Origin of the sequence: Coleofasciculus sp. (genome assembly GCF_046539235.1) — a bacterium.
Lineage (GTDB): Bacteria > Cyanobacteriota > Cyanobacteriia > Cyanobacteriales > Coleofasciculaceae > Coleofasciculus.
On record NZ_JBKHHI010000312.1, the window covers coordinates 1 to 8,047 of the forward strand.

Annotated in this window: 5 protein-coding genes; 2 read left to right on the forward strand and 3 right to left on the reverse strand. The window is 45.4% G+C overall.

Features of this window, described 5'->3' with window-relative positions:
• Positions 1 to 621 (reverse strand): phosphoribosylanthranilate isomerase (locus ACLFWI_RS22255; RefSeq protein WP_446414735.1); only part of this gene is annotated, 621 nt, incomplete at its 3' end.
• A gap of 124 nt (positions 622 to 745) precedes the next feature.
• On the opposite strand from ACLFWI_RS22255, the gene psaK reads away from it, so the two are divergent.
• Together psaK and ACLFWI_RS22265 are read left to right on the forward strand one after the other, a co-directional pair.
• Positions 746 to 1,024 (forward strand): photosystem I reaction center subunit PsaK, encoded by a 279-nt coding sequence (psaK, locus tag ACLFWI_RS22260; RefSeq protein WP_446408986.1) that lies wholly within the window; start codon positions 746 to 748, stop codon positions 1,022 to 1,024.
• Positions 1,025 to 1,239: 215 nt separating this feature from the next.
• Positions 1,240 to 2,439, forward strand: a complete 1,200-nt coding sequence (locus ACLFWI_RS22265) for a site-2 protease family protein (RefSeq protein WP_446414738.1) — start codon at positions 1,240 to 1,242, stop codon at positions 2,437 to 2,439.
• 43 nt (positions 2,440 to 2,482) lie between these two features.
• Here the strand turns inward: ACLFWI_RS22265 and ACLFWI_RS22270 are convergent, their stop codons facing one another.
• Positions 2,483 to 2,710 carry a hypothetical protein gene (locus tag ACLFWI_RS22270; protein WP_446414736.1) on the reverse strand — a complete coding sequence of 76 codons (228 nt, stop codon included), beginning with the start codon at positions 2,708 to 2,710 and terminating at the stop codon, positions 2,483 to 2,485.
• Between the two features lie 441 nt (positions 2,711 to 3,151).
• The gene (locus ACLFWI_RS22275) at positions 3,152 to 7,894 is read right to left on the reverse strand and encodes a PAS domain S-box protein (RefSeq protein WP_446414737.1); all 4,743 of its coding nucleotides are present in this window, start codon (positions 7,892 to 7,894) and stop codon (positions 3,152 to 3,154) included.
• Positions 7,895 to 8,047: the final 153 nt, after the last annotated feature.

Genomic DNA, 8,047 nt, shown 5'->3' on the forward strand with positions numbered 1-8,047 from the left:
GTTCAAATAGTCAAACAGTAAAGCGACTTTATCCAAATCTTTATCTCCCGGCGATCGCTCAACGCCACTGGATAGATCAATCCCATCGGGGTGCAATCGTTTCAACGCTCCGCCAATGTTCTCTGGGGTTAAGCCGCCAGCCAGAAACCAGGGTAAAGGGGGATTAAATTCAGCCAGGGTTTCCCAGTCGAGTGTTTTACCCGTACCCCCTAGCATCTGGGGATGATAAGCATCGAGTAACAAGGTATCGACACAACTGACATAGCGATCGGCTAACTGTAAATCTTCCGGGGTTTTCACCCTCAACGCTTTGATCAATTCAATCTCAGGCAGAAATTGCCGCAATTGGCTGCAAAATTCGGGAGATTCACTACCATGAAGTTGAATGCCGTTCAATCTCGCCTGGGTAACTGTGGCGCAGATGTCTTCAACACAAGCGTTGGCAAATACGCCGATAGTATCCACCGATATCGTCAATGAATCTACGATCAATCCGATTTGAGTCGGGGTGACGTAACGGGGGGAAGCGGGTACACATACGAATCCCAGGGCAGTTGCACCCTTTTGCGCGATCGCTTGTCCTTGTTCTGGTTTGGTAATGCCACAAATTTTAACCCGCATTGATAGCCCCATTCTCGTTTTTTCGTCAAATTGTTAAATATTACAACATTTTATAAATTTTATCCCGATAATTCTTTATTATTTTTTCACTTGTATCGGTTTATCAAGACCAGGAGAATATACAATGCTTAACACAACCTTATTCGCGGCGGTGCAATCGTCTGTACCCTCAACCCCTAACTGGACTCCCACTGTGGGGCTAGTGATGATTATCTGCAACCTGGTGGTACTGGTTGTCGGGTACTACGCGATTCAAAATCCGGGTGTGGGACCGGATTTACCCCTGCCCAAACCCGCTATTTTCAAGCGTTTCGGTGTGACCGAACTGTTGGCAACGGCTAGCTTGGGACACCTGGTTGGCGCTGGTGTGATCTTGGGACTGAGTAACGCCGGGGCACTCTAAGTCGGGATTTCCAGATCCTTTCTTCCCTGGTGAGATCCCCGACTTGTTGAAGAAGCTGGGGATCTAAAAGCTGATATCTTAGAATACGAATACTGAACCGTTGCCAAAAACTTAGTCATATCTATACTTAAGTATAGATAAGTATACATAAGTAGGCAAAACTTAACTTAACTTACCCCTAGTCCAGGTAAACGTCACAGGAAGCAAAAACCTTGATACAGTCAAATTGGCGAATTGGCTCATTATTCGGAATACCTTTCTTTATTGACCCGTCGTGGTTTTTCATCTTAGCCTTGGTAACCTTACTCAAGGCGGGGAATTTCGATCCGAGTTTTCAGTCAATTTCCGCCTGGAGTCTGGGATTGGTGATGGCGCTATTATTGTTTGCTTCGGTGTTATTGCATGAACTAGGGCATAGTTTAGTGGCGCGATCGCAGGGAATTAAAGTTAATTCGATTACTCTGTTTATCTTTGGCGGCGTGGCAGCGATTGACCGTGAGTCTCAGACTCCCGGTGATGCGTTTCAAGTCGCGATCGCAGGTCCTGGGGTTAGCCTTTGCCTTTTTGGTCTATTCTATGGGTTAACTCAGGCACTGCCTGGGTCAACTCTGGGATATCTGGTGGCGGTGGATCTGGCAAGAATTAATCTGGTATTAGCCCTGTTTAATTTAATCCCCGGATTACCCCTCGATGGTGGACAAGTTCTCAAAGCAGCAATCTGGAAGCTGACGGGGAATCGCTTGCAAGGGGTACGTTGGGCAGCCCAGGCGGGTAAACTGATTGGCTGTTTAGCGATCGCGGTATCCGTAGGACTGGCGTTGTTGACTGGGGTATGGACAGTCCTGTGGTTGGCGCTGATCGGCTCTTTTGTGTATCGCAATGCCAATGCTTATGATCGCCTGACCATCTTACAAGCAGCCTTACTTGAGCTTCAAGCTTCCGACGCCATGACCCGCGATTTTCGTGTCCTGGATGCCACCATGAGCTTACGGTCTTTTGCGGATGAGTACATTCTGGCAGATATTCAGACGAATAAGCCCTATTATGCCGCGTCGGAGGGACGTTATCGCGGTTTAGTTAAGATTCAAGATTTACAAACAATCGAACGCAGTCGCTGGGAAATGGAGTCCCTGGAGAGTCTGGTTCACCCGTTATCGGAAATTGCCACAGTTGAGGAGAAAACTCCCTTAATAGACGTAATTAATACTCTGGAAACCTGTCAGCTAAAGCATCTAACCGTACTTTCTCCCGCCGGCGCGATCGCGGGTGTTATTGACCGAGGCGATATTGTCCGGGCGGTAGCAGGGCGTCTCAATTTACCGATTTCCCAGGAGCAAATCCAGCAGATTAAGGCAGAGGGGAGTTATCCATCCTGGTTAAAGTTGTCTGCGATCGCTAAAGCTACAACGTCATAGAAGGCAGAAGGCATCTTATCTGTTCCCGTTCCATGTCTACTGTTTACTGGAGTAGGGAATTAAAAAGCGCTAATGAAGCCCGTTTTGCTGTGAGTAAAATAGACCCGACAATGAGCAGTTTTATCGCGAGTGGCGCTAAAATCAGATTCAACACCAGACAAAGTAACGCAATGATCGTTGCCCCTACTTGCACTAATTCCTCTGCGACATGGGTATGAATGTAAACCGCGACGAGAGCGATCGCGAAAATCAGCAGGGACGGTATAATCATCGAACAGCGCCTCAATACAGCTTGTGATGGTTATTTTTATTATCGACTACCTCCCCCAGTCAAGACTTCCGTAAATTTTCTTAATATGACTACGCCGATTGGCTGAACGGTTAGATTGGTGGTTCATCACCCCCAGTTAGCGGTCATGTAGAGCCATGGCACGTCTGTACTGTAGGGGCGGGTTTAGCCACTAAATTCAGATATCCACAAATAAATGAACAACAAAACCCGCCCTTCTGTGGATAATGCAACCTCAAGGATAATGCAACCTAAATAGAATAGCAGGCTCCTTAAGCAAAATATTGCCAATTTGGACGCCAGGAAATAAATTTACTCCAGCTAGCAAGTTCAAGTAAGAATCGAGCTTACTGGGTAAGTCTTTCAACCCGTTTTAACGGGTTTAAGCTTTTAGCCAGAACTTTAGTTCTAGGCTCAAGTCAGCTACAACTTATAACGTATCACCTCTTGCTTGACTCGTTGATACTCAGATTCAATTTGGGCAACGAGTTCATAAACGCCTGTCATCAGTTGAGACTTGCTTAAATTTTCTAAGTCTTGACAAAGCTGGGAGAACTTAATCGCCCCTAATGCCGCACTAGACGATTTTAACGTATGAGCCGTGCGTTGCAACGAGACTAAATTATTTTCTTGCAGGGATATTTTAAGCGTTTCCAGCATGGCGGGAGTATCTTCTAAATAAATATCAATCAATTGACTCAGCATTTGAGTCGCACTCTCGCCCATCATCTCGTGAAAGGTTTGTAAGACTTGGGGGTCAAGAACTGACTCAACTTGGGCTGTGGGTTTTGGGGGTTCCTCAGTCGGCTGACTTGGCGACAGAACCCGAACTAATTCATTAACCCGAATCGGTTTGCTGATATAGTCATCCATACCAACATCCAAACATTTTTCGCGATCGCCTTGCATAGCATTGGCTGTCATGGCGATAATTCGTGGGCGGTTTGTGGGTAACCATTGGTGGCAAATATGGCGGGTGGCGTCTAAGCCATCCATTTCCGGCATTTGTACATCCATGAACACCACATCATAAGGCTGACGGCGTAAAGCCTCGATCGCTTCCAATCCATTCCCGGCGACATCGGCGCGATATCCCATGCGCTGCAATAACTGCAAAGCTAATTGTTGATTCACTTTATTGTCTTCCGCCACTAAGATTCGCAGGGGGATTCGTTGCGCCAAAGTGGGATCAAGAGAGGAAGAACCCGCAGGCGATCGCTTGATTTTTGTCGGTTGTCCACTCAGGATTTGCGTTAACAGGTTGTAGAGTTGCGATTGCTTAATCGGCTTACTTAAAAACGCGGCAAAATTCGCTTCTACGACTCCAGAGGCAATATCGGGTTTACCCATGGAGGATAAAATTAATAAGGGAAACTCTCGATCCTTAAACTGGTGGCGGATTTGTTCACCCAAGGTAATCCCATCGATTCCCGGCATTTGCATATCCAGAATGGCAATATCATACTGTTGACCTTGAGACAGCCACGTCAATGCCTCTTGACTGGATTCAGTTGCTTGAGCCAGCATACCCCAAGACTGGGCTTGTCGGATTAAAATTTGGCAGTTTGTCTTATTATCATCGACAATTAATAGCCGTTTTCCAGCTAGGTGAGTTTCACAGATTGGTTGTTCCACCACGGCTGAATCGGGGATGGATTCAGACAGAATCGTGAAGTAAAAAATTGAACCTCCCGAACTTTCATCTCCCCGATCTTCTGCTATCCATCCTCTAGGTGGATTTCCGGCTACTGATCCGCCACTTTCCACCCACATTTGACCCCCCATCATTTCGCACAGACTTGTGCAAATCGCTAAACCTAATCCTGTTCCCCCATATTGACGAGAGGTGGAAGAATCCACCTGGCTAAAGGATTTAAACAGGCGATGAATCCGATCAGGGGGAATGCCAATTCCTGTATCTTTTACTGCAAATTGTAACTGATAGCAAGTGCCAAACCCGCCCGGATGTAGAGACGTTGCCGGCAACGTCTCTACATCCTCATCCGCCAGAATCTGGGCGGTTACGGAAACCAAAACCTCTCCAGTTGGCGTAAATTTAACCGCATTACTAATTAAATTAACTAAGATTTGACGCAACCGGGTGACATCTCCGGCAATCCAATTAGGGGTTTGCGGTTCAATTAAGTAGGCTAATTCTAAATTTTTCTCGGCTGCTTTGGTGGTGAGGAGATCCAGCGCTTCCTCAATGCAGGTGCGAAGTTCAAAGGGTTGTTCCTCTAATTCCATTTTTCCGGATTCAATTTTTGAGAAATCTAGAATATCGTTAATAATCGTTAGCAGGGCATCCCCACTATTGCGAATAGTTTCGGCAAAATAGCGTTGATCTGAGGTCAATTCAGTATCCAGAAGTAACCCTGTCATACCAATCACCGCATTCATCGGCGTGCGAATTTCATGACTCATGGTTGCCAAGAATTCACTTTTAGCTTGGGTGGCGGCTTCGGCGGTTTGTCGGGCTTTTTCTAATGCTACATTTTGTGCGGTTAATTGCTGACGTTGACGGGTTTCCTGTTCCAATAAATGCGCCTGGGCAATCGCAATCCCCACTTGATCGGCAACGGCTTCAAGTAACTCAATTTCATGACTTGACCAATGGCGGTAGGAATCACACTGATGCAAGCCAATAATTCCATTGGGTTCCCCTTGATAGGATGTGCGAATTGCCAGCATTGATTTTAATCCAATCTGACAACAGAGGCGATTACATCCTAATAATAGGGGATCGGCATAGACATCCGGTGAGGAAATTGCCTTGTCTTGTTTTAATAACTGTTGAACATGAGGATTTGCCCGAATGGGAACCTCTAACTGGAGAATAGATTCATACCCTTTTTCTAAATATTCCGCCGCAAAGGGAATTGCTGGCATCGGTTCACTGAGGTAAGTATGAATAATACAGCGATTAACGCCAAATGCCTGACCAATTTGGCTGGCGGTGGTTTGAAAGATTTCTTTGGTGTTTAAACTGCGGCGAATTTCTTGGGTAATTTGCTTTAGCAGTACGGTTCGCATTAATTGTTGCTGAAGTGCGATCTCGGCTTGCTTGCGATCGGTAATATCAATGGATACCCCTAAGACAACGGGAACATCGGAGTCAGCGACAAAGAAGGGAATTTTGGTTGTTTGTAGAATTCGAGTATCGCCTTGGGCATTGGTAATCGTTTCTTCGGGAATATAAAGGGTTTCTCCACTATTAATAACGTGCAAGTCAGCTTTTCGGTATTGATGGGCATCCTCTACTGATGGCGCAACTGCTGCTTCTGTTTGATCGAGTAATGCTTCGACGGTGGTTCCGTAAGTATCAGCCACGGCTTTATTGACCAAAATAAACTGACCTTCTTTGTTCTTGGCAAAGATTAAATGGGGAACTAAATCAATCACTTTGCGAAGTTTTTGTTCGCTGGCTTTGAGTTGGCTATCTGCCCATTTGTAGTGGGTAATATCCCGGAGTGTGCCAGAAGTGCCGGTGATTGTATTATCGGCGGCGAAGGTTAATTGGGCATGAACTTCAATCCAGCGATATCCGCCATATTTGGTAAGATATCTGACTTCATGCTGACAATAGTCTTTTTTCCGTTCCAGTAAGGGTTGAAATAGGTCTACGTTGCGTTGGCGATCATCGGGATGAATATAATCTAAGAAGTTTGTGCCAATGCTTTCTCCTAATGTAAATCCGGTAATCTCTGTCCAAGCTGGATTCAGAAATGTCCAGACTCCGGTTGCATCGGTTTGGAAAATGACTTCTTTAACGCTTTCAATGACTGAACGATAATTCTCTTCACTTTCCCGCAGTCGTTCTTCGACCTGCTTGCGATCGGTAATATCAATACAAGAACCTGTATATCCGGCAAAGTGACCATTGGATGTAAACCGAGGTACTCCTGTATCTAAAATCCAGCGATATTTGCCATCATATCGGCGTAAACGGTATTCCATGCGAAACCGTTTTTGGGCTTTAAATGCATTTAAATAGGTTTCTCTACAATATTTATAATCATCAGGATGAACCCCGTCTGTCCAGCCATCACCCATTTCTTGGTCTAAGCTACGTCCGGTAAATTCTAACCAGGTTTTATTGAAAAAGTAACAGTGACTATCGGTTCCGGCTAACCAGATTAAGACGGGTGCGGTGTCGGCTAGAAGGCGAAAGCGTTCTTCACTTTCTCGCAGTCGTTCTTCGGCGAGTTTACTTTCGGTAATGTCTTCAATTGAGCCTTCATAATAGAGAATGGTTCCCGATATGTCGGTGACGGCACGGGCATTTTTGCGAATCCAAATTTTCCGTCCATCTTGGCGATAAACCTGGGTTTCAAATTTAGAGACGGCTTTATTTTTTTGAATTAATTTGGTTAAACGTCGATGATCATCCGGATTAACATAAAATTGTTGTTCAATATTTTTTAGGGACTGTAAAAAATGGCTTGGTGAAGCATAGCCGAGTATCTGGGCAAAGGCAGGATTAACACTGATATAGATGCCATCGGGGGTACGTTGAAATATGCCTTCAACCGCCTTTTCAAAGATACTGCGATAATTGGCTTGACTGACACTTAATTGTTCATTGGCTGTCTGGAGTGCAGCGGTTCGTTCTGCGACCAGTTCTTCTAAATGGTTACGATAGTCGGCTAATTCTTTCTCGGTACTAAGGCGTTCTTGAATTTCCGCGATCGCCCGATCTCTCATGGTACGATAGTTATGAACTTGTTGGGTTAGTTCGGTAACATCTTGAATCGATAATAAAGCATAATACTCGCCATCTTTTTCACTGGAAACAGCGGTAACGGTGGTATGTTGAATCCGTAATGATCCGTCTGCTAAAGGCGCAGGAATCAGGTGAACATGAAGTTGGGAGGAAAAGACGGTGGGTGGTCCTCCCGTAAAAATTTGTTGGAGACGGGTGGTATATTTGGGATGATTCAGGTGGGGGAAATGATCGGTAATTTTTTGACCTAAGATTTGCTGTTTGGAGATATGCGTCCAGTTTTCCAAGCAGCGATTCCAATATAAAACAACTAAATCTGATCGCAGGACACAGTTGCCCATGGGGACTTGATCCAGGACATTAAATTGATGCGCTGCTGTTTGGATTTCAGTCGCGATCGCGGTTTTATCTCCAGGGTGGTTTACGTGAGATGATAATACCATGTTTATTGAAAGGTGCAACAGTTTAGGGCAATTAATCAATCAATTGTAGGAACCGGTTTAGGGAATCTGTAGGGGCGGGTTTAGGGACTAAATTTCGCTATTCACCGATAACGGAACAACAAAACCCGCCCTCCCCACCGATAACGGAACAAC